Source organism: Brevibacillus sp. NRRL NRS-603 (assembly GCF_003013445.1).
GTDB classification, from domain to species: domain Bacteria; phylum Bacillota; class Bacilli; order Brevibacillales; family Brevibacillaceae; genus Brevibacillus; species Brevibacillus formosus.
Genome location: NZ_PXZN01000002.1, coordinates 21,143 through 43,157 on the forward strand (window position 1 = coordinate 21,143; position 22,015 = coordinate 43,157).

Below are 22,015 nucleotides of genomic sequence, written 5' to 3' on the forward strand. Positions count from 1 at the left end.
TCTTATTCCCCTTCCATTTAGTAAGTCACTAACTTTTAATGTGTAAATCTTGATTTTAAGATTATTACGTATCAGATCTTTTGTCAACACTTTTTTTAAACGATTGTGGTGAAGAGAAGGGGGCTACTCATCTAATAAGTAGCCTGAGCAGTGCGTCCCAGCTTTTTTAGCAGCTCGATTGCTTGACGCTGTTCTTCTGGTGTGAGACCTTCCATCGCTTTCTCAATGGCACGTTGATGAGGAGGGAAGATTTCAGACAAAAATTGATGCCCTTTTTCAGTGAGTTCCGCAAAAATGACGCGGCGGTCCTCCGAACAGGGCTTGCGAATGAGCAGTTGCTTCTTTTCGAGTTTGTCCACAACGTATGTGATGTTTCCGCTGGAGATCAAGATTTTTTCGCCAATTTGCTGCAATGGTTGAGGACCTTTATGAAATAATACCTCTAGTACCCCGAATTCAGTTGGATTAAGTCCATGCTCGCGAATGTGACGATTGGAGTGAGCTGTAACCCAGTTGTATGACCTTGATAAAACGACAAAAAGATCGAGGGGATCATTTCGCAGTGGTTTGTCAGACATACGGACCCTCCTTTATATCGAAATTTAGATATCTTTAATTTAAGATAATCCTACATGATCGTATTCCTATTTGTCAAATTGAGATAAAAAATAAAATGCAAAACATATCTATACAAACAATTGTCCTCGTGATAAACTTTTGTTTGTAAACGAGCTGTGAAAGCGTAACAGAAGAAAGGAGGATGACCGTGGAAAAAGACATGCAGATCCTTCATCATATCCGGCAAAATCCTTTTATCACGCAACAGGAGCTGGCTGATCTGATTGGCATCTCACGTTCAGCGGTAGCTGGCTACATCGCACAGTTGACCAAGCGCGGGGAAATCAAAGGACGGGCTTATGTACTGCGTGATGAAGGAATGATTGCTTGTATCGGTGGGGCCAACCTTGACCGCAAAGCACGCGGCAAGCAGCAGGTGCGTCTACACTCATCCAATCCCGTAACGATTATGGAATCGTGTGGAGGAGTGGCACGGAATATCGCGGAGAACCTCGGTCGTCTTGGCTGCAATACGTCACTCATTACGAGCGTTGGTGAGGACAAAGAAGGCGAATGGCTCTTGCAGGAGACGAAAAAGCACGGGGTGCACATCAGCCAAGTGTGGAGACTTCCTACACAGCGGACGGGAACGTATACCGCGCTTCTTGATATTGATGGCGAGATGGTTGTTTCCTTGGCGAACATGGATATTTACGATGCTCTCACACCAGAGATGTTCGCGGAGAAATGGTCGCACATAGCAGCAGCCCACGTGGTTTTCATCGATACAAACATTCCGGCGGACTGCTTGGCCTACATCATCGAACGTTGCCGGGAGGAAAACATCCTGCTCTTCGTTGACCCGGTCTCTTCCATTAAAGCAAAGAAGCTCCCACAGCAATTGGACGGAGTAGAAGCGATTTTGCCGAATCGCGAAGAAGCTGAGCTGATGGCTGGCATGAAGATCACGACGATCGAAGAATGCGCCGAGGCTTGCCGCAAGATCAGGGAACGAGGCGTCAAGCACGTCATTGTTACCTTGGGCGAAGAGGGCATTTACTACCAATCCGAGGACGTTGAGGAGCATATGTCTCCGTATCCAACGGAAGTGGTAGATGTAACAGGTGCGGGAGATGCGTTCGCGTCGGGACTCTTGTATGGCATTGTAAACGGAGAGTCTTTCCAGAGAGCATGCCGCCTTGGATTGGCAGCATCCGCTCTGACATTGCAAACAGAGCAGTCCGTATCTCCTCTATTAAAAGCAGAACAATTGGAACTGGCCGTAGAACAATTCGAAAAGGAGCGATAAGAGATGAAACAATATTTGACCTTTACTGAGGAAGTACGCCACGCACTGGAGAACAATCTGCCGGTAGTTGCACTGGAGACGACGATTATTTCGCACGGTATGCCATACCCGCAAAACATTGAGATGGCGAAAGAAGTAGAGCAAATCATTCGAGACAACGGTGCTGTACCAGCTACGATCGGGATCATGGACGGCAAAATCAAAATCGGTTTGACTGACAGCGAGCTGGAGGAGTTTGCGACGAACAAAAATGTAGCAAAAGTAAGCCGTCGCGACTTCGCTTACATTTTGGCTAGCGGTAAAATCGGTGCGACTACAGTAGCCGCTACCATGATCGCAGCTGAGATGGCTGGCATCCACATGTTTGCAACAGGCGGTATCGGCGGGGTACACCGTGAAGGCGAAATCACTTGGGACGTATCTGCTGACCTGACTGAGCTGGCGCAAACAGATGTAGCTGTAGTATGCGCAGGTGCGAAATCGATTCTCGATATCGGCCGCACACTCGAATATTTGGAAACGCAAGGTGTACCAGTTGTGGGCTACCGCACAGATGAATTCCCTTCCTTCTTTGCTCGCGAAAGCGGTTTTGGTGTAGACATGCGTATCGATACACCAGAAGAAGTCGGTAAGATGATGAACACCAAATGGGATCTGGGACTCAAAGGCGGTATGATTATCGCGAACCCAGTACCAGAATCAGATGCACTCAACCACGAGGAAATCGAAGCTGTGATCCTAAAAGCACTCGCGGAAGCAAAAGAAAACAACATTGCAGGGAAACAGGTAACGCCATTCATGCTCGATAAAGTGAAAAAGCTGACAGAAGGCAAGAGCTTGGCAACGAACATCGCGCTGGTGAAACACAATGCTGAAGTAGCTGCGAAAATCGCGGTAGCTTATCAGAAAGAAGCGAATCAAGGTAAATAAGAGAGATTGAACAACAAAACAGTCAAAGAAAAACGAGCCTCTAGAATCGCTTCTAGGGCTCGTTTCGTTTATTTTACTCACTCCCACCAATGTTGCATTCCACGGATTCCAACATCCCACAGCTTAGCGTTTCCGGAAACGATAATGGTAATTTCGTTTACCTCGTTAAAAGGCATCTCCCTTAAAGCGTCTGTCCCTTGAAAGGATTGTTCGTTTAACTGAGATATTTCTTGTCCATCTACGATGATTTTGGCTTCACCCTTAGAGTCTCCATTGTCGGGAATGCCGAAATAGAAAGAAAGCCAGACATTTTCTTGGTTCCCCAGAATATAGTTGTATGTTTTGGTTGATTCCCCTTCACTGCTATACACGTTCATTTTCGGCTCTATTCGCTCACCTGCTACGGTGAAACTTGGGAGGTTCTCAGTCATAGGGGTAGTTCCCGTCGTTTCTTTCATAACCGTTAATGATTGAATAGGGCCTTCTCTTTTTTTGATGATTTCAGAGACCACCATGACTCCAAATATAAGTACAACAATAGATAGAGCCGAAGCCATGAGCTTTTTATAAGAAATATTTGAAGAAAATCCAACTCGATAGGCAACATAGCCAATCGCTGCCCCTATTGTATTGGATATCACATCATTTACATCAAAGCTACCAAGATATGTTAAGGTTTGAAAAGTTTCTAGAACAAGAATCGCTAAGACAAACAAGGATATGAACTTCCCAAATCTTACACGATACAACAGGGGAAGCAGTATTCCAAAAGGGATAAAAGCAGCGATGTTTCCAAAATCAACAATCCATGAATAATTTAGTTCTGGAAATTTAAGTGGTACTCCTTCTGGGACAAGGATAAAGGTGTACCCTTCTACACTGGCTGCGCCGTCGAGCCTGTTAAACGCAAAGAACATAAAAAATAAAATTAAAATCGTATAGAATATGGTGCCAACTAAGATGACTTTCCGTGATTTCATTTCCATCATTTTAATCTCCTTAAAGCCATTTGTGTCTGAATGATTTTACTCTGAATGAATACGTGAGTGATTAGCTGTTAGTCACATCCTTGATAACAACTAAGATTTTCCCTGTGTTTTTAGCATTTGAAGCCCATTTAGAAAAAAATTCAAAAAAGCACTTGATATACCCTGAGGGGGTATTGTATAGTAAAGGTGTGATCAGGAAACAACGTAAGGGAAACGTTACGATATATTATACCCCTACAGGGTATTTGGAGGGATTAAAATGAGTGCTAAAACAGCAGAGGCAACAGTCGCAATCTCAGGGATGACTTGCGCAGCTTGTGCACTGCGCATCGAAAAGGGCTTGGGAAAAATGGAGGGTGTAGAGACCGCCAACGTCAATCTGGCTTTGGAAAAATCCACAGTCGTGTTCGATCCAACGAAAACGAACATAGACGACATCCGCTCCAAAATTGAATCGCTCGGCTATGGCGTCGTCACTGACAAGGTGGAGCTAAACATCTCGGGAATGACATGTGCGGCTTGCTCCACACGGATCGAAAAAGGCTTGAACAAAACAGCTGGGGTTCTGAAGGCAAACGTGAACCTGGCGATGGAAACAGCCACTGTCGAGTACGATTCCTCACAGGTAAGTGTGACGGACATTATTCAAAAGGTAGAGAAGCTAGGGTATCAGGCCACTCGCAAGGAAGAAGGAAAAGAAGAAGAAAAAGTAGATCGTCGCCAGGAAGAAATCAAACGGCAGACCCGCAAATTCTGGATTTCCGCGATTCTGTCACTCCCGCTTCTCTGGTCGATGGTAAGCCACTTTTCCTTCACCTCGTTTATCTGGCTGCCTGAAAGCTTGATGAATCCGTGGGTACAGCTCGCATTGGCCACACCGGTACAATTCATCATTGGAGCACAATTTTACGTCGGAGCTTTCAAAGCCCTTCGCAACAAGAGTGCCAACATGGATGTGCTGGTTGCTCTCGGTACATCGGCTGCTTATTTCTACAGTTTATGGGTCGCGATCAACTCCATCGGTGCTCATGGCGGCCACATGCTCGAGCTGTACTTTGAGACCAGTGCGGTACTGATCACGTTGATCGTTTTGGGTAAACTGTTTGAGATGAAAGCAAAGGGGCGCTCTTCGGAAGCGATCCGCAAGCTGATGGGCTTGCAAGCAAAAACAGCAGTAGTCGTACGAGATGGCGTCGAGATGACCATTCCTGTAGAAGAAGTGAGACTGGGCGATGTCGTTCACGTGAAGCCGGGCGACAAAGTACCTGTCGATGGCATCGTCATGGAAGGGCAGTCCGCAGTTGATGAATCCATGCTGACTGGTGAAAGTATTCCGGTGGATAAAGCCGCAGGTGATACCGTCATCGGCGCCACTTTGAACAAAAACGGCTTTTTGAAGGTCCAGGCAACCAAAGTCGGAAAAGAAACAGCTCTGGCGCAAATCATTAAAGTAGTGGAAGAAGCACAAGGAACAAAAGCACCGATTCAGCGAGTAGCTGACAGCATCTCCGGGATTTTTGTCCCAATCGTAGTAGGGATTGCCATTCTTACCTTCTTAATCTGGTACTTCTTCGTTATACCTGGCAACTTCGGTGAGGCTTTGGAAAAAGCAATTGCCGTACTCGTAATCGCTTGCCCGTGCGCCCTCGGTTTGGCAACACCGACATCGATCATGGCGGGCTCTGGACGCGCAGCTGAGCTGGGCATCCTGTTCAAAGGAGGCGAGCATCTTGAGACTGCTCACCACCTGGATACAATCGTCCTCGATAAAACAGGGACTGTAACCAAAGGTGAGCCAGAACTGACAGACGTCATCGCCATTGATATCGAAGAACAAGAGCTGCTCTCTTTGGTCGGCGCCGCTGAGAAAAACTCCGAGCACCCATTGGCTCAAGCCATCGTTCGAGGTATTGCAGATAAAGGAATCACCCTGTCGGATACAGGTTCATTTGAAGCGATTCCTGGGTTCGGTATCCGGGCAACCGTCGCTGGCAAAGAAGTACTCGTCGGTACCCGCCGCTTGCTGGAAAAACATCAAATCTCGTACCAAGCAGTGTCTGATACCATGCTGGCACTGGAGCGCTCCGGTAAAACGGCGATGCTCGCAGTCGTCGAAGGCAAGCTCGCTGGCCTGATTGCCGTAGCGGATACGATCAAGCCAACCTCCAAGCAAGCTGTTCAGCGCATGAAAGCGATGGGATTGACTGTGATCATGATGACCGGTGACAACCGTCAAACCGCCGAGGCCATTGCCCGTGAAGCAGGAATCGATCACGTCATCGCAGAAGTCCTGCCTGAAGGCAAAGCCGCAGAAGTGAAAAAACTGCAAGAACAAGGCAAAAAAGTCGCGATGGTCGGCGATGGTATCAACGATGCTCCTGCACTTGCTACCGCTGACGTCGGTATGGCAATCGGTACAGGTACAGATGTGGCTATGGAAGCCGCCGATATTACCCTGATGCGCGGCGAACTGACCAGTGTCGCAGACGCCATCGAGATGAGCAAACTCACCATTCGCAACATCAAGCAAAATCTGTTCTGGGCATTAGCCTACAACACCTTGGGTATCCCGATTGCCGCAATCGGCTTCCTCGCTCCATGGCTTGCCGGTGCCGCAATGGCCTTCAGCTCCGTATCCGTTGTACTCAACGCACTGAGACTGCAACGAGTAAAGCTGTAACAACAGCAACAAGCGGCTTTGTCCGCCTTATCTATACAATTATCATTTAAGGAGAGATTGATCATGACAAATATCACATTGAATGTAGAAGGCATGTCTTGCAACAAATGCGTAGCGCGCATCGAGAACACATTGAAAGAGCTGGGTGCAGAAGGCAAAGTAAACCTGGCTGAAAAAAAGGTTGAGGTTTCCTACAACGAGAGCAACCTGACTCTCGATGCAGTGAAAGAAGCAATCGAAGACCAAGGTTACGACGTCGTTTAATCATCGTGTCTTTGAAAAGCAAAGCTCCTGCCTCATTCAATGAGGCAGGGGCTTTTTGGTGTTGAGATAAAAGTGGCTGTAGTGGAGGGGAAGAAGCCCATTTCCAGTCTACGCTTCGGCCTACGCCCCGCAAGGGGTTAAACTGTCCGCTCCGAAATGAATGCCGGGAGCGCTTCAAAAGTAGAGTTTCGAAGATGTATTCGCAGAGGTTGAAGCTGAAAACCCCCGCCATTCATTTCGGAGCTAGGTAGGGCTCCAGAGGCGCTAGGACTGGAAATGTTCTTCTTCCCAAGCGGCTTTTTACTACATTTTGAAAGCAGCATTCAAGCTGTCTTTTAAAATGTATGTAGAAACTCAGCAGTTCGTAGAGGAAACAGGAGAAATAAGCGAAGATCTTTGGACACACCTACCGAGGCGTAGTGAAAAAAAGAGAAACTGATTTTAGCGTCCACCTCTGAAATGCATCTTGAATGAACTACTTTGGACGCGGTTTCTCTTTTTTTCACGGAGCCGGGCACTCCATGCTCCCGCGCAGGGGTTCCAAGAATCTGAGCGTTTTCTCCTGTTTCCTCCCCACCACAACAGCGAGTATTAGGCACTAATATCTTGATCGAGTGAGCAACTAACAGCTAATCTAATCCGACTCATAAAGAAAGCTGTCATTCGGTTAAAACCGTGCTAAACAAACGTTCACAATAACTGGAAGTGAGCGTATAATCAAAATCAAAATCACAATCAAATAAGCAGCAAAACACATACGGCCTAGTTCCGAGATTCTCGGAAGCGGGGGAACCAATCTTTTGGGGTTAATCCTGAGTGATCAGGAGGGATGAGGAAATGTCTTCTCTGCCATCCTACCCGTCAGCTAACCTCGTCGGCCAAAGCAGGGAAGGTCATGGATGGATAAAGTCTAGGCATATAATGCGCAACAAGGGGGGTCCTTGCGGGCGTGTGATAGGCCGATGCAGGCTTTTTCTTTGGGACCTTTGTTCTGGAGAAAAAGAATGGATCGGCCTATTTTTTATGGAAATACCGATGAGCAGCTTATGCGATACAGACGTGAAGGAAATAGTGTGGATCGCTGGGAGGCAGTCGGTACGACATAAACTGCTGACAATCAAAATCAGGAAGACAGAGTACAGGGAGTCCTGAAAATGGACGCCAGGTATTACGTAGGCCTGCGGATTTTCAACACGAGTAAAAATCAAGCGTGCATGCTTGGTTTTGCTGGAGTGTGGAAATTTCGCGGGCTTTTTTCATTTACGAAAAAACGAAAGATGAGGGATACCATGTCCAAAATGAAAGTCCATCAACTGACAAAAGTGTTCGGGAAGCACCCCGAGCTGGCCTTGAAGCTGCTGGCAGAAGGACGAACAAAAGAACAAATTTACAAGCAAACCGGCCAGTCCATCGGGGTCAATCAGGTCAGCTTTGAAGTCAAAGAAGGTGAAATCTTCGTCATCATGGGCCTGTCCGGCAGTGGCAAATCAACCTTAATTCGAATGTGTAATCGACTAATTGACCCAACGAGCGGAAGCATCGAGATCGATGGGGAAGAGATCGTGGACATGAAGGCGGCAGCTTTACGCGAGGCACGGAGGAAGAAGCTCGGGATGGTTTTCCAAAATTTCGCCCTGTTTCCGCAGCGGACGGTACGAGAAAACGTCGAGTTTGGATTGGAGATTCAACAGGTTCCACCCGGGCTCCGGCAAGAAAAAGCACGGGAAGCGCTCGCGCTCGTTGGATTAACCGAGTGGGAAAATGCGTACCCGGATCAATTGAGCGGAGGGATGCGCCAGCGGGTCGGATTGGCGCGGGCGTTGGCTAATAATCCAGATATTCTCTTGATGGACGAAGCGTTCAGTGCACTGGACCCGCTCATTCGAAAAGATATGCAGGATGAGCTGCTGGAGCTTCAGATGACAATGAAAAAGACGATCCTGTTCATTACGCATGACTTGCACGAGGCGTTGCGGCTGGGAGATCGGATTGCCTTTATGAAAGACGGACAGATCATTCAGATCGGCCGCCCGGAAGAAATCATGGCAGACCCAGCGGATGAATTCGTGCGGAAGTTCGTAGAGGATGCTGACCTGTCCAGGGTTCTCGTTGCTGAAAATGTGATGAAACGGGCAGAAGCAATCACGCCTGACAAAGGAGCGCGAGTGGCGCTGCAACTCATGATGGATAACGGTGTGTCCAGCTTGTACGTCGTGGACAAAAAGCGCACACTGCTCGGCTTGATTACGGCGTATGACGTTTCACTCGCGATCGGTACGGGAGATTCGCTGGAGAAGATCATGAAAACTGACCTCCCTACCATTCCACCTGACGCACGTCTGCACAGTTTGTTCCCGATGATGGCAGACCTGCACGTCCCGATTGCTGTAGTGGGCGAGCAGCAGCGTTTGTTGGGTGTCATCGTAAAAGGAGCGGTGCTAGGCGGGCTGGTAGGCAAAGTCAATGTCCAAGAGCACCAGAGAGCAGAGGTGATGAGTAATGGACGCCGTGCCTAAGCTACCGATTGGCGGTTGGATGGAAGGGTTCGTGGAGGTGCTGGGACAGTACAAAGGGGTATTGTTTGATCCAGTGGCTATCGTCATTTCCACGATGGTGACTTACTGTTCCACGGTTTTGGCGGAGATACCTTCGTTGATTCTCATCTTGCTGCTAGGGGCCGCTGCGTGGGTTTTTGCAGGGAGAGCGTCAATGGTCTTTACGGTTATCGGACTTTCTCTCATCCACAACTTGGGGTACTGGGATGAAACGATTGAGACATTAGGACTCGTCCTCACTGCCACCATGATTTCGATCGTTATCGGGATTCCGGTGGGCATTCTTTGCGCGAGACACGATACGTTTCGCAATCTAGTCACACCAGTACTTGATTTGATGCAGACGATGCCAGCGTTCGTTTACTTGATTCCCGCGATCTTTTTCTTCGGCTTGGGCGAGGTGCCGGGAGTCATCGCCTCCATTATTTTTGCTTTGCCGCCAATCGTGCGTCTCACGAACTTAGGCATACGTCAGGTCCCAGCGGAATTGGAGGAAGCGGCGGACGCCTTTGGCGCAACTGGGTGGCAAAAGCTCGTGAAAGTGCAACTGCCGTATGCGAAATCGACGATCTTGGCGGGGGTCAATCAATGCATCATGCTCGCCCTGTCGATGGTGGTCATAGCGGCTATGATCGGGGCGAAAGGCTTGGGGGCAGACGTATATCGAGCTGTATCGCAAGTGGATATAGGAAGAGGATTCGAGGCCGGGCTATCGATCGTGATTATCGCTATCGTCTTGGATCGGCTTACCCAATATGCAGGAAAAAAGGAGCGAAACACATGATGAACAAAATGGTTCCAGCTTTACTGGCAGTGATGATGGGGGCGACTGCTTGGCTTGCAGGCTGCTCCAGTCAAAACACAAACACACAAATACCGACAGCAACGGTGGTCGGTCCTATTGCTTCTGAGACGTCGGACAACGCGCTAGGAGAAAAGCTCGACTACAAAATCATCGGAATCGACGCAGGAGCAGGCTCGATGGTGAAGACAGAGGAAGTCATGAACCTGTATGGCTTGGATAAATGGCAGCTTGTCGAAGGCTCAGATGCAGCGATGACAGCAGCTTTGATCAAGGCGTACGAAGCGAAGGAGCCGATTATTATTACGGGCTGGACGCCGCATTGGATGTTTAAAAAGATGGATTTGAAATACTTGGCGGACCCGAAGAACGGCTTTGGCGGAGCGGAACAAATCCATACCATCGTGCGCAAAGGGCTGAAACAGGATCAGCCTGCTGCCTATCAATTTCTGGATAAGTTCTGGTGGGAGCCAGCTGATATGGAATCGGTCATGGTTCAAATGATTGACGGAAAAGATCCGGAAGTGGCCGCTGCGGAATGGGTAAAAAACAACGAAGCCAAAGTAGCGAAATGGGTGGAGGGCATCCAGCCTGTCCAAAAAGAGAAGCTGTCTCTCGCCTATGTAGCATGGGATTCCGAGATTGCCAGCACGCACGTCGTAGAGCATGTGCTGGAGCAGAAGCTGGGGTATGAGGTCGAATTGAGTCAGGTGCAGACTGGACCGATGTGGGCAGGAGTGGCCATTGGGGATGTAGATGGAATGGTTGCGGCGTGGCTGCCGTCTACAGATACGAGCTATTTGAAAAAATTTGCTGGGCAAATCGAGGATTTGGGTCCAAATCTCGACGGAACCAAAATCGGACTCGTGGTTCCTACGTACATGAACATCTCGTCCATTGAGGACCTCAAATAAGGGAAGGGGAGGTGCTCTATGAAGCATTATTTTGTAATGGGCAAGGGAGAAGCATTCACTTCTTTTGTCCAGACACTATGCAGCGACAGTTTGCCTGCTTTTTGGGTGGAGAATCCCGGTGCCTTCTCATTCACGGTCGGGCCTGGAGACAAGACGATTCAGCGGTTTTTGCCCATTTCATTTGAAGAGTGCTACCGTGATCAGGAATCCTTGCTGCTCTACCATTCCGTTTACATCTTTCCCGATGAGTGGGCGGAGGGACGCGACTTGCTTACACTGTTCAAGCAGCTGGGCACCTGCCGGATTTTTGTGATGACGCAGGAGCATCGGAACGCGATGTTATACAAGGCGCTCGGGGCAAATCACGTCATCGTGAGCCAGCCCGGGTATAAAGGCTACGGATGGTTGGCTGAACAGATGAGTGGCTAAAGAGAGGAATAGAAAAGGCTCCGCCTGAAAATGAGGCGGAGCCTTGTTTGCATGAAATTAGCCCAACATTTTTTCGAGGTCCTTGTCCAGTACATAAACCTCGATCCGTTCACCCATCTTCGTGCTGATGTCGCTATGACTCGATAGTACCTTGCAGTTGGTCAGCTTTTCTACGATTTCTTCCGATTCTTCGCTGTACATTTCACGGAGAACCTCGCGCATTTCCTTGACGATGCGGCGGCCTTTATCATGACTGGACAGATGCTTTTCTTCGACGGTGAGAACGCCCTTGAATCTAGCGATGACCATGTCACCGACGATGTAGGTCTTGGCTTCCTGTGGACCTCGTCCAATTAGCTCGCGTTGAAATTTTATGAATGCTTCGCTGATTTCAGCTTCCAGCTTTTTTTTGTTAGAGATGGCCAAACGCCATACCTCCCATAATTTATCATTGTGCCTAATATTACTCAGCTGTCTAGAGGCTGTCAAACAAATAGGCTGATAATGTGAAAACGCAAGAGAAACGATGAAATATCATGATCGGATGAGGCCTGATAGGTTTAAATCGCTTACACGGATAAAGAATGCAAAAATCGTGTGAAAAAGACTGAAATAGGACATTAACATTCGATTATGCCGGACGTATAATGAGATTCGTAACCAACAATTGCAAATATGGCCAAATCCCGAGGCACTCGGGAACGGAGGACCCAATCAGTAGGGGTTAATCCCACGCATGAATCGTGGGAGGGATGAGACACTCTTTCGCCATCCTACCCGTCAGCTAACTTCGTCGGCTAAAGCGAGGGAGGTCTAAAGACCGCCTATTTGAGGAGGCCTTTTTGTTTTCCATGGAGGGACGACAAGGGGTGACTCAAAACGTAATGCAGGTCTTTTCGTTTTGCTCAAAAACGGCCAATGACCGTTGTTACTTACAAGTAAATAGCTGTTTTTTTGAAAAAGGAAACGGGAGACAAAACGCAAAGAAGGCAACTTCAAGTCGGCTGGGCGTTAGGTAGACCAATGAGTACTTTTTCTCCGATACAAAGGATCGTTTTTATTTGCCGCGAAAAGGCGGGCGACTTGTTTCGTCTGTTTATCTTTCGTTCGGTCAAATGTGGCGATCTTTCGGGGAAATCGTAAGCATTGGTCTATTTTTTTATCCCAAATGGCAGGTTTTCTTCAAAAAATGCGTGTTCAAAAAGTTGGCTTTTCAGCACCGAGAAAGTGGCGTGAACCTGAAGAAGGAGGAGCGGAGTGTAGGGGACCTACATGAGCACCGGACTTTGAAGGTGAACGGCTCTTTCGATGCCGCATAAGCCCTCAGGACTACTACGTGATCAAAAGACGACTTTTTGAACTACCTTTAAAAGAAAGCTCGTACAGGGGATAGCGAGAGAGACGAGTCGGCCAGACTTCACGGAATAATTCGTACGGCAAAAAAGGAGGGACATGGCATGGACGTGGTTTCCATACTGCTCTTGGCGCTTTCATTCGGTGTATTTTTTGCACTCATCAAGTTTTGTGACGCCGTGGTAAGAGAACAGGGAGGGAAAGAGAAATGATCTGGTTGCTTTTGATTATGGCAGGGCTTGCGGTGTACCTGTGCCACGCATTGATTTACCCGGAGAAGTACTAGAGGTTACCCGAATCATTCGATTATTTGGAGCTATTTTTTAGAGGGAGTAGGAGGAACTATCGTGGACTTTATACAAATAGCGTTGGTTTTGGTGGTGCTTTTCGTGCTCGCCATACCGATGGGAAAATATTTGGCACGCTCCTTTTCGCTGGAGGCGACCCGTCTGGACCGTGTTTTTGGCGGGGTGGAAAAAGCGATATACAAGCTGTCTGGCATCCGCGTAGCAGATATGACCTGGAAGCAGTACGCAATGGCTGTTCTGGTCAGCAACATTTCAATGGTAGCGATTGCGTATCTCTTGCTTCGTTTGCAAGGGATGCTGCCTGGAAACCCGAGTGGAATCGCGGCGATGGAGCCGTTGCTTTCCTTTAACACAGCCGTCAGCTTTTTGACGAATACGAATCTTCAGCATTACAGCGGGGAGAGCGGATTGTCGTATCTATCGCAGATGCTGGTCATTATTTACCTGATGTTTACGACGCCAGCGACAGGGATCGCGGTCGTAATGGCCTTCATGCGCGGGCTGACAGGGCAGCGCAGCATCGGTAACTACTACGTTGACCTGGTGCGTGCTCATATACGGGTGTTGATTCCACTGGCAATTGTTGTGACACTGCTCTTGGTGTCCCAAGGCGTCCCGCAGACGATGGAGCCGACAGCGACAGCAACAACGATTAGCGGAACGGAGCAACAAATCGCTCGCGGTCCGGTCGCTTCACTCGTATCAATCAAGCATCTCGGAACAAACGGAGGAGGATTCTTCGGGGTAAACTCTTCGCATCCGTTTGAAAACCCGACACCGCTTACGAACGTGATCGAAATTTTGTCGATGTTCTTGATCCCGGCGGCACTGCCATTCGCATTCGGCTTCATGGCGAAGAGCCGCAAGCAAGGCTGGGTTATTTTTGGAGCGATGTTCGTGATGTTTCTGGCGTTCCTGATCACGGCATATGCCAATGAAGCAAACGGTAACCCGGCGCTGGGCCGAGCTGGCCTGTCACAAGAAATGGGCAGCATGGAAGGGAAAGAAGTTCGATTTGGCATCGCACAAAGCGCCTTGTTCACCGCCGTGACAACAGCGGCAACGACAGGAACCGTGAACAACATGCACGATACATTGACACCGCTTGGCGGCTTGGTTCCGCTCGGTGAAATGATGCTCAACTGCGTATTCGGCGGAGATGGCGTCGGAACGATTAACATTTTGATGTATGCGATTTTGGCTGTATTCTTGGCGGGCCTGATGGTAGGGCGTACGCCTGAATTCCTCGGCCGCAAGATCGAAGGAAAAGAGATGAAACTGATCGCCATCGCGATTCTCGTTCATCCCCTGATTATTTTGGCGCCAACCGCCATTGCATTGGCAACAGATATGGGATCGTCCGCAGTATCGAACCCAGGCTTCCACGGCATTTCACAAGTGCTGTACGAGTACACTTCTTCGGCAGCCAACAACGGTTCCGGTTTTGAAGGATTGGGCGACAACACGCCATTCTGGAACATTTCTACGGGACTCGTCATGCTGTTCGGTCGATACGTTTCGATCATTACGATGCTGGCGGTAGCAGGCTCCTTGCTCGCAAAAACGCCAGTACCGGAAACGATGGGTACACTGCGCACAGACAATAGTGTATTCACGGTGATTTTGATTGCGACTGTGGTGATCGTAGGTGCATTGACATTCCTGCCAGTGCTTGCTCTCGGTCCAATCGCCGAGTGGCTCACAATCCGATGATAAGAGAAAGTTCAAAAGCCGACTTTTTGAACATCGATATGAACATGAATACTAGAGGCAAAGGAGTAATTTTCCATGAGTAGAACGCGCACGGTTGCGCTTCCTAAAGATTTGTACCAGCGGGCCTTTGTCGAGTCTTTCAAAAAACTGGACCCGCGTGTAATGATGAAAAATCCTGTCATGTTCGTGGTAGAGATCGGGTTCTTCATTACGCTTCTCCTGACGTTTGTGCCCAATTTATTTGGGGGAGCTTCGGACCCGTTTTACAACGGTATCGTCAGCTTGATCCTGTTCGTGACGATTTTGTTCGCCAACTTCGCAGAAGCCTTGGCAGAAGGGCGCGGCAAAGCACAGGCAGAGAGCTTGAAAAAAACGAAGCAGGACACGCAAGCAAAAAAAGTGGGGAAGGATGGCCGCATTCAGGTCGTCAGTTCCACAGAACTGCGAAAAGGAGATCTGGTTATCGTGGAAGCAGGCGAGCTGATTCCATCCGACGGGGAAATCGTCGAGGGTGTCGCCTCTGTGGACGAATCAGCGATTACGGGTGAATCTGCTCCGGTTATTAAAGAAGCAGGTGGAGATTTCAGCTCTGTCACGGGAGGCACACGTGTAGTCAGTGACCGCATCCGCGTCCGGGTGACGACTGATCCCGGCGAATCGTTTTTGGATCGGATGATTTCGTTGGTAGAGGGCGCGAAAAGACAGAAGACCCCGAATGAAATCGCGTTGAATACGCTGTTGGTCAGCTTGACGCTGATTTTCCTGATCGTCTGCACGACCTTGCTGCCTATTGCCAACTATGTAAATGCAGCCATTCCGGTTGCGACACTGATTGCATTGCTCGTTTGCTTGATTCCGACTACGATTGGCGGACTCTTGTCAGCGATTGGGATTGCGGGTATGGACAGGGTCACGCAGTTTAACGTCATCGCCATGTCTGGTAAAGCGGTTGAGGCATCTGGCGACATCAACACCATTATTTTGGATAAAACGGGAACGATCACGCATGGTAACCGGATGGCTGCCGAGTTTGTCACGGTAGGCAACAGCAAAAGCACGGAATTGAACCGAGTAGCTGCACAAAGCTCGGTCCATGACGAAACACCGGAAGGACGCTCTGTTGTAGAGCTGGCGAAAAAACAAGGGCTGGCACCTGCTGAACTGGAATTACCCGGTTCCGAAGGTGTAGAGTTCCGCGCTGAAACAAGAATGAGCGGGACGAATCTGGCAGGCGGTGTCCTCATCCGCAAAGGGGCCGTCGACGCCATCAAAAAATACGTGGCAGAGCAAGGGGGCAACATCCCTGCTGACTTGGATGAAAAAGCAAACCGGATTGCAACGGCGGGCGGCACGCCATTGGCTGTAGCAGAAGGCAATACGATTCTCGGTCTGATTTACTTGAAGGATACCGTAAAGCCAGGGATGCGCGAACGCTTTGAAGAGCTGCGGCGCATGGGAATTCGTACGGTCATGTGCACGGGAGATAACCCGCTGACAGCAGCGACAATTGCCCGTGAAGCTGGTGTAGATGATTTCGTAGCGGAAGCCAAGCCGGAGGATAAGATTGCGCTGATCCGCAAAGAACAAGCGGCAGGCAAGCTGGTCGCCATGACAGGTGACGGTACGAATGACGCGCCAGCTCTCGCACAAGCCGACGTTGGTTTGGCAATGAACACGGGTACGGTAGCGGCGAAGGAAGCAGCGAACATGGTCGATCTGGATTCTGACCCGACCAAAATCATCGAGGTCGTGGCGATTGGCAAGCAGCTTTTGATGACACGCGGGGCATTGACGACGTTCAGTATCGCCAATGACGTAGCGAAATACTTCGCGATCATTCCAGCGATGTTCATGCTGGCGATCCCGCAAATGAGTGCGCTCAACATCATGGGTCTGGCTACACCGCAAAGTGCGATTTTGTCCGCGTTGATCTTCAATGCGATCATCATCCCAATCCTGATTCCGTTGGCGATGAAAGGTGTGAAATACACGCCAATGAGCGCGACAAAGCTGCTTAGCCGCAATCTGGTGATCTATGGTCTGGGAGGAATTATCGTTCCGTTCGTGGGTATCAAGCTGATCGACCTGATTTTGGCTGGATTGAATCTGGTGTAATTCATATTGAAAAAAGAAAGCTCAGGTGAATCGATATGATCTTAAAAAATTTGCGTCTCAGCCTCGTTTTGCTGCTGATTTGCGGCCTCGCCTATCCGCTGGCGATGACAGGAATTTCACAGGTTGTCATGCCTGCACAAGCAAGCGGTAGTCTCATCACGGATGCAAGCGGCAAGGTGGTTGGCTCCGAGCTGATTGGGCAAACCTTCACTGATCCGAAGTACTTCTGGGGACGCATTTCTTCTATTGATAACAATGCGTCAGGCTCCGGCTCGAACAACTACGCGCCATCCAACCCGGCCCTGATCGAACGTACGCAAAAGGATATTGCCGCATTTCTGGCAGCGAATCCTGGCGTGAAGCAGGAAGACATCCCGGCTGATTTGCTGACCAACTCTGCTTCCGGTCTGGACCCGCATATCTCGCCAAAGGCTGCCCAGATACAAGTAGAGCGTGTAGCGAAGGCGCGTAATCTCGAACCGGTACAACTACAGGCTCTGATTGAAGCAAATACAGAGGGAAGAAGCTTAGGGGTATTCGGAGAGCCGCGTGTCAATGTAGTGAAGCTGAATATAGCTTTGGACACATTGAAGAAGTAAAGAATGAAGGAGGGCTGCGAGATGGTAGAGCAGTATCGGCGAAAGTCCCCGGAGGAAATCTTGCAGTCCATCTCCAGAATGCACCGGGGCAGGCTGAAAATCATTCTGGGGGCTGTCAGTGGTTCAGGTAAAACCTATCACCTGCTCATGGAAGGGCAGTCGCTCAAGAAAAAAAGGATTGATGTGGTCGTAGCTGGCTCAGGTGAGGCGGCTCATCCCAAGCTGGCGCAAAAGAGGGAGGGCTTGGAGCAAATCCAGCCAATCATCTGGTATTCCCTCGGGGAAGCGAGGCATGATCTGGACGTTGCAGCTATTATCGAGCGAGATCCGGAAGTCGTGCTCGTAGACGGTTTGGCTCATCGCAATCGTCCAGATGCCCCGCGTCCAACTAGCCTGGACGATGTTCAGTATTTGCTGAACCACAATATTAGTGTGATTGCGACGGTCAACATTTACGAATTGGCCGGGATGAAAGAAATGGCGGAGCGACTGACGAAGGCAGAAGTGCGGATTGACCAGTGTGTCCCTGAGGATACGCTTGCCATGGCTGACGAGGTGAAATTGCTCGACGTCACGCCAGAAGCCATTCTCAAGAGGCTGCAAGAAGACGATCGCAACCCGATTCGAACCAAGCATCCGTTGTTTCGCAGAGACAATCTTCATGTGCTGCGGGAACTCGCTCTTCGGTTCGTAGCTACGGGCGTAAACGAGGATTTGGAGGATTATCGGGAGAAGCACGGCATGGTAGGGGCTTCAGGAGCCACAGAAAAGGTGCTGGTTTCTGCTCAGTATCATTGGAACGGCTCGATATTGGTACGGCGCGGACAACAGGTTGCCAAGCGGCTCGGCGGAGAGCTCTTGGTCGTCTGTTTCCTCCCTTTATCCAAGAAACTGACGAAGGAAGAAGTGACTTTTAAGAGAGCCATCGGAAAGCTCGTGGACAAAGTCGGAGGTACCTTTGAAGAGCAGATGCTTGCACGTGAAAAGGACGTAGCAAACGAGCTCGTCGCCTATGCGATGGAGAATAATGTGACCCGAATCGTCATGGGGCAGTCCAAGCGTACGCGCTGGGAAGAGATATGGTATGGCTCCATCGTCCATAAGATTCTTCGGCAAACGAAAAATATTGATATCTTGATCGTGGCAGATCGTTCCGAGCGGGACGGTGAGCGCGTCATGCCGACCAAACGAGAAAAAGCGAAAACGCCCAATCCGTACCGACGGCTCTCCGATGAGGAGATGCAGCAAGAAATCGGTAAAATCAAGCGCGGGACGCTAAAAGTATATGTAGGAGCCGCACCTGGTGTCGGCAAGACGTACACGATGCTCCGCGAAGGCAACGAGCTCGCTGAAAATGGCATCGACGTGGTGATTGGGCTTTTGGAAACGCATGGACGAAAAGAAACCATTGAGCAGGTAGGGGGACTTCCTCTTATTCCGCGCAAGCGCATTCCGTATAAAAATGTGACGCTAGAAGAAATGGACACGGACGAAATTATCCGGCGAAATCCGGAGGTCGTACTGGTGGATGAGCTGGCACATACGAACGTGCCGGGGAGCGCCTATGAGAAGCGCTACCACGATGTGGAGAAGATTTTGGCTGCGGGTATTTCTGTCATATCTACGATGAACATTCAGCACCTCGAGAGCCTAAACGACAGCGTCGAGCAAATCACGGGAATTCGCGTGCGAGAGACGGTGCCGGACCATATTCTGCATCAGGCAGATGAGGTAGAGCTGATTGACATTTCACCCAGAGCACTGCGTCAGCGGATGCGGGAGGGCAATATTTACGCGATGGAAAAGGTGGAGCAATCGCTGACCAACTTTTTCAAAACAGGGAATTTGATCGCATTAAGAGAGCTGGCCTTGCGGGAAGTGGCGGACGACGTCGACGAACGCTTGGAGGCATGGGAACGACGAACGCTGCGCGGGCCTTGGCGGCAGCAGGAAGTTATTTTTGTCTGTGTGAATTTGCGCGCAGACAGTGAACGATTGATTCGCCGAGGGTTTCGAATTGCCTATCGGCTGAAGGCGTCGTGGCATGTAGCTTACGTGCAGGATCATCTGTCGCTGACGGAAGAGGAAGAGACACAGCTGGCGAAGCTGAAGGCACTGACAGAGAGGCTCGGTGGCAGCTTCGAACGGTACGAAGCCCCTTCCCGACGCAAGGTTTTTACCCGGCTGGTTTGGCATATGAACGAAAAAGGAACGACGCAGGTCGTCATCGGGCAGTCGGCGCGGACCCGCTGGAAGGAAATTCTCGAAGGCTCGGTCATCCAGCGATTATTGCGGGAGGTCCGACACATGGATGTGCTGGTCGTGGCTGATCACGCACCCGATATGATGTGAGGGAGGGTAATGATGGGCACAGAAAAAGAAGGGCAATGGGATCAAAGCGTGGCAGACGCCTATAGCCGTTTGGAGTGCCTGATACTAGAGCCAACTACGGAGGCAGATTTGTTTTCCAGGCTGATACGGGTCTACCTGGAGGAAGAAGAGGTACGCATACGGCAAAAGCTAAAGCGCAAATCCTCACAGCGAATCTCTCGCGTCATGCATGAGCGGGTGGGTGATTTTTTGTCCAGGCAGTTGACCGGGCTTTCGTTTCAAGTGATTGACGGTCTCTTGTTTATAAAGAGGGAAGAGCAGCTAGTCGGGGCACTCAAATGCATCCCTGATCTCGGCAGCTACGATACTCCGTCCTGGAATGCAACGCTTGCCCGTTTTGCCAAGCAGTATCAGAAGCGGTTCCAGCTGGCGCCAGAGAAGCTGCTGTTCGTTGTCTGCTCGCTCGCGAAAAGCTTGGATGCAGCTCATGCCAAGGCGTTAACCGGAATTGATGTGTGGTGTGGTGCGGCATTAACGACTCCCGCTTATCGGGACGCGCTGCAAACGTATGTCAGCAAATGTGTGGAGGTCATGGACGCTCTCCCGCAGCCTGTGCACCAAGTGTATTTTTTAAGTGCGGATGTCCATCCGAATGCGCTTGCTTGCCAATTGCTGCGCGGGGAAAAAGCTTCCTTGCCGGATCGTTGGCTGCGGCCGTCCGTCAATGATCTCATCCAATTATTGCAAGCCAAGCTGTGATATACTTTTAGGGATGGTCATACGATGAATTTCCTTGGGAGGGACTTTTTATCAAAGTAAAAGTAGCTGGTATCCCGCATTTCACAGGGGCTTACATTTCGGGCACAGAGCTTGCTCCAGATGCATTGCGGAGCGCAGGATTGATCGAGCAGTTGCGGCAGCGTGGTCTGAGCGTGCAGGACGTAGGGAATCTGAAGCTTCCGGATGATTTGCCTCGCCACAATATTCCACCAGTTCGCAACTGGCCGGCACCGCGCATGTTCTGGGATTTGCTGCAAAAGGACGCGCAAGAGTGGCTCGATACAGACGACTTTGTCTTGATGCTCGGCGGCGATTGCAGCTTGGTCGTTGCAACGGCACAGGCTCATCAGTCTCGGTATCACGAAAAAGCGTATCTGCTCGTGCTTGACGGTCATCTCGATGCAGTAGTTCCATCGGCTTCTCGCTGTATTGGTGCGGCAGGGATGGGATTGTGGTTTTTGCTTCAGGATCGCGGACAATGGATCGAGCCAAGCGGCTGGAATGCAGAGCGAATCCGCCTTGTCGGCTGCCAGCAGATGCCAGCAGAGACTTTCGGCGTTGACGTCATGACCTTGGCTCAGCTCACAGAGGGAAGCCTAGTGGAACGAGTTTCTCATATGCTCCAATCGATCCCGCCTGATGCCAAAATCCTCGTTCATTTCGACGTAGATATCATGCACAAAGACGCGATGGCAGCTGCCTATTCGCCAAGCGAGACAGGATTGTCGCTGTCCGAAGCGGAGGCATTACTAGCAACTGTCTTGCGAGATTCGCGCGTGACAAGTATGGAAGTGACGGAATTCTCAGGAGCAAGGGATACTACTGGCGAGTATGCGCAGAAGCTGGTAGAGTTGCTGGCCCGGGCACTAGCTGCACGTGCTAAAGCCCTCCCATCTATCAAATAGTTTCGATAGCGAGTGAGCTCGACAGTTCTGATTCGTTCAGGCTGTCGAGCTCTTTTTTGGGGATCTTCCTAAGTTTTAAAAGGTACCGATTAGCCAAGAAAGCCGGTGAGAAGAAAAAGCACAGGGCTCGCAGACCTTGACAACGCCTACCCAGTCTCCACTTTAAAAAGAGGACCACGCTTGTCGAACACTTCTTCCCTGAGAAACATCCGCCCGTAGGGTGGCTTTGGCTCGACGCTCCTCTTTTTAAAGTGGAGACGGACAGTCAATCCCCCCTGCTGGCGTGTCAGAGTCGAAGAGAACTGTGCTTTTTCTTCTCCTCCACAATGTTGACTCAAACAAATAGCTTTGAAGCCCCTCTTTTGACAGAAAAATAAATTTTTCAAAAATAAGGAGAAAGGATTCTCCAGCAAATTCGTATTAGTGTTGAATCACCCAAAACGGAAGCTGCGCAGCATTCCCCAAAGGCTGATCGCTGATA

18 protein-coding genes and 2 riboswitches are annotated in these 22,015 nt (G+C 49.8%); of the genes, 15 read left to right on the forward strand and 3 right to left on the reverse strand.

Going from position 1 to position 22,015, the window contains the following annotated elements:
* Positions 1-131 precede the first annotated feature (131 nt).
* Positions 132-578 (reverse strand): MarR family winged helix-turn-helix transcriptional regulator, encoded by a 447-nt coding sequence (locus tag C7R94_RS00400; protein WP_047073802.1) that lies wholly within the window; start codon positions 576-578, stop codon positions 132-134.
* Between the two features lie 188 nt (positions 579-766).
* Between C7R94_RS00400 and C7R94_RS00405 the strand changes: the two genes are divergently transcribed.
* Positions 767-1,867 carry a carbohydrate kinase gene (locus C7R94_RS00405; RefSeq protein WP_047073804.1) on the forward strand — a complete coding sequence of 367 codons (1,101 nt, stop codon included), beginning with the start codon at positions 767-769 and terminating at the stop codon, positions 1,865-1,867.
* Positions 1,868-1,870: 3 nt separating this feature from the next.
* On the forward strand, positions 1,871-2,797 hold the full coding sequence (locus tag C7R94_RS00410) for a pseudouridine-5'-phosphate glycosidase (RefSeq protein ID WP_106778002.1): 927 nt from the start codon (positions 1,871-1,873) through the stop codon (positions 2,795-2,797).
* Between the two features lie 77 nt (positions 2,798-2,874).
* Here the strand turns inward: C7R94_RS00410 and C7R94_RS00415 are convergent, their stop codons facing one another.
* Entirely contained in the window at positions 2,875-3,786 is a 912-nt protein-coding gene (locus C7R94_RS00415) for a VanZ family protein (protein ID WP_233220431.1), read from the reverse strand.
* Positions 3,787-4,045: 259 nt separating this feature from the next.
* Between C7R94_RS00415 and C7R94_RS00420 the strand changes: the two genes are divergently transcribed.
* The 6 genes from C7R94_RS00420 (at position 4,046) to C7R94_RS00450 (ending at position 11,430) form a co-directional block, all read left to right on the forward strand.
* A complete protein-coding gene (locus C7R94_RS00420) occupies positions 4,046-6,466 on the forward strand; it encodes a heavy metal translocating P-type ATPase (protein ID WP_106778004.1) in 2,421 nt (806 codons plus the stop codon).
* 63 nt (positions 6,467-6,529) lie between these two features.
* Complete coding sequence (locus C7R94_RS00425) at positions 6,530-6,730, forward strand: copper ion binding protein (protein ID WP_047073809.1); 201 nt, start codon at positions 6,530-6,532, stop codon at positions 6,728-6,730.
* A 749-nt stretch (positions 6,731-7,479) separates the two neighbouring features.
* A riboswitch (cyclic di-AMP (ydaO/yuaA leader) is annotated at positions 7,480-7,626 on the forward strand.
* Between the two features lie 393 nt (positions 7,627-8,019).
* The gene (locus C7R94_RS00435; RefSeq protein ID WP_106778067.1) at positions 8,020-9,246 is read left to right on the forward strand and encodes a quaternary amine ABC transporter ATP-binding protein; all 1,227 of its coding nucleotides are present in this window, start codon (positions 8,020-8,022) and stop codon (positions 9,244-9,246) included.
* Positions 9,230-10,069 (forward strand): ABC transporter permease, encoded by an 840-nt coding sequence (locus C7R94_RS00440; protein ID WP_106778005.1) that lies wholly within the window; start codon positions 9,230-9,232, stop codon positions 10,067-10,069. The genes C7R94_RS00435 and C7R94_RS00440 overlap by 17 nt, the downstream gene beginning before the upstream one ends.
* Positions 10,066-11,001 (forward strand): glycine betaine ABC transporter substrate-binding protein, encoded by a 936-nt coding sequence (locus C7R94_RS00445; RefSeq protein ID WP_106778006.1) that lies wholly within the window; start codon positions 10,066-10,068, stop codon positions 10,999-11,001. Before C7R94_RS00440 ends, C7R94_RS00445 begins: the two co-directional genes overlap by 4 nt.
* Positions 11,002-11,019: 18 nt before the next feature.
* Complete coding sequence (locus tag C7R94_RS00450; protein ID WP_106778007.1) at positions 11,020-11,430, forward strand: hypothetical protein; 411 nt, start codon at positions 11,020-11,022, stop codon at positions 11,428-11,430.
* A gap of 57 nt (positions 11,431-11,487) precedes the next feature.
* On the opposite strand, the gene C7R94_RS00455 is transcribed toward C7R94_RS00450, so the two are convergent.
* A complete protein-coding gene (locus C7R94_RS00455) occupies positions 11,488-11,856 on the reverse strand; it encodes a Na-translocating system protein MpsC family protein (protein ID WP_047073825.1) in 369 nt (122 codons plus the stop codon).
* Between the two features lie 241 nt (positions 11,857-12,097).
* A riboswitch (cyclic di-AMP (ydaO/yuaA leader) is annotated at positions 12,098-12,244 on the forward strand.
* Between the two features lie 747 nt (positions 12,245-12,991).
* Here C7R94_RS00455 and kdpF point away from each other — a divergent pair.
* The 7 genes from kdpF (at position 12,992) to C7R94_RS00495 (ending at position 21,534) form a co-directional block, all read left to right on the forward strand.
* Positions 12,992-13,069 carry a K(+)-transporting ATPase subunit F gene (kdpF, locus tag C7R94_RS30925; protein ID WP_106778068.1) on the forward strand — a complete coding sequence of 26 codons (78 nt, stop codon included), beginning with the start codon at positions 12,992-12,994 and terminating at the stop codon, positions 13,067-13,069.
* Positions 13,070-13,130: 61 nt separating this feature from the next.
* Entirely contained in the window at positions 13,131-14,804 is a 1,674-nt protein-coding gene (gene kdpA, locus C7R94_RS00470; RefSeq protein ID WP_106778008.1) for a potassium-transporting ATPase subunit KdpA, read from the forward strand.
* 75 nt (positions 14,805-14,879) lie between these two features.
* Positions 14,880-16,919: a potassium-transporting ATPase subunit KdpB gene (kdpB, locus tag C7R94_RS00475; RefSeq protein ID WP_106778009.1), complete on the forward strand. Its 2,040-nt coding sequence runs from the start codon at positions 14,880-14,882 to the stop codon at positions 16,917-16,919.
* A 35-nt stretch (positions 16,920-16,954) separates the two neighbouring features.
* Positions 16,955-17,518, forward strand: a complete 564-nt coding sequence (kdpC, locus tag C7R94_RS00480) for a potassium-transporting ATPase subunit KdpC (protein WP_106778010.1) — start codon at positions 16,955-16,957, stop codon at positions 17,516-17,518.
* A gap of 21 nt (positions 17,519-17,539) precedes the next feature.
* Entirely contained in the window at positions 17,540-19,870 is a 2,331-nt protein-coding gene (locus tag C7R94_RS00485; protein ID WP_106778011.1) for a universal stress protein, read from the forward strand.
* Between the two features lie 12 nt (positions 19,871-19,882).
* Complete coding sequence (locus C7R94_RS00490; protein WP_106778012.1) at positions 19,883-20,608, forward strand: hypothetical protein; 726 nt, start codon at positions 19,883-19,885, stop codon at positions 20,606-20,608.
* Between the two features lie 50 nt (positions 20,609-20,658).
* Complete coding sequence (locus tag C7R94_RS00495; RefSeq protein ID WP_106778013.1) at positions 20,659-21,534, forward strand: arginase family protein; 876 nt, start codon at positions 20,659-20,661, stop codon at positions 21,532-21,534.
* Positions 21,535-22,015 lie beyond the last annotated feature (481 nt).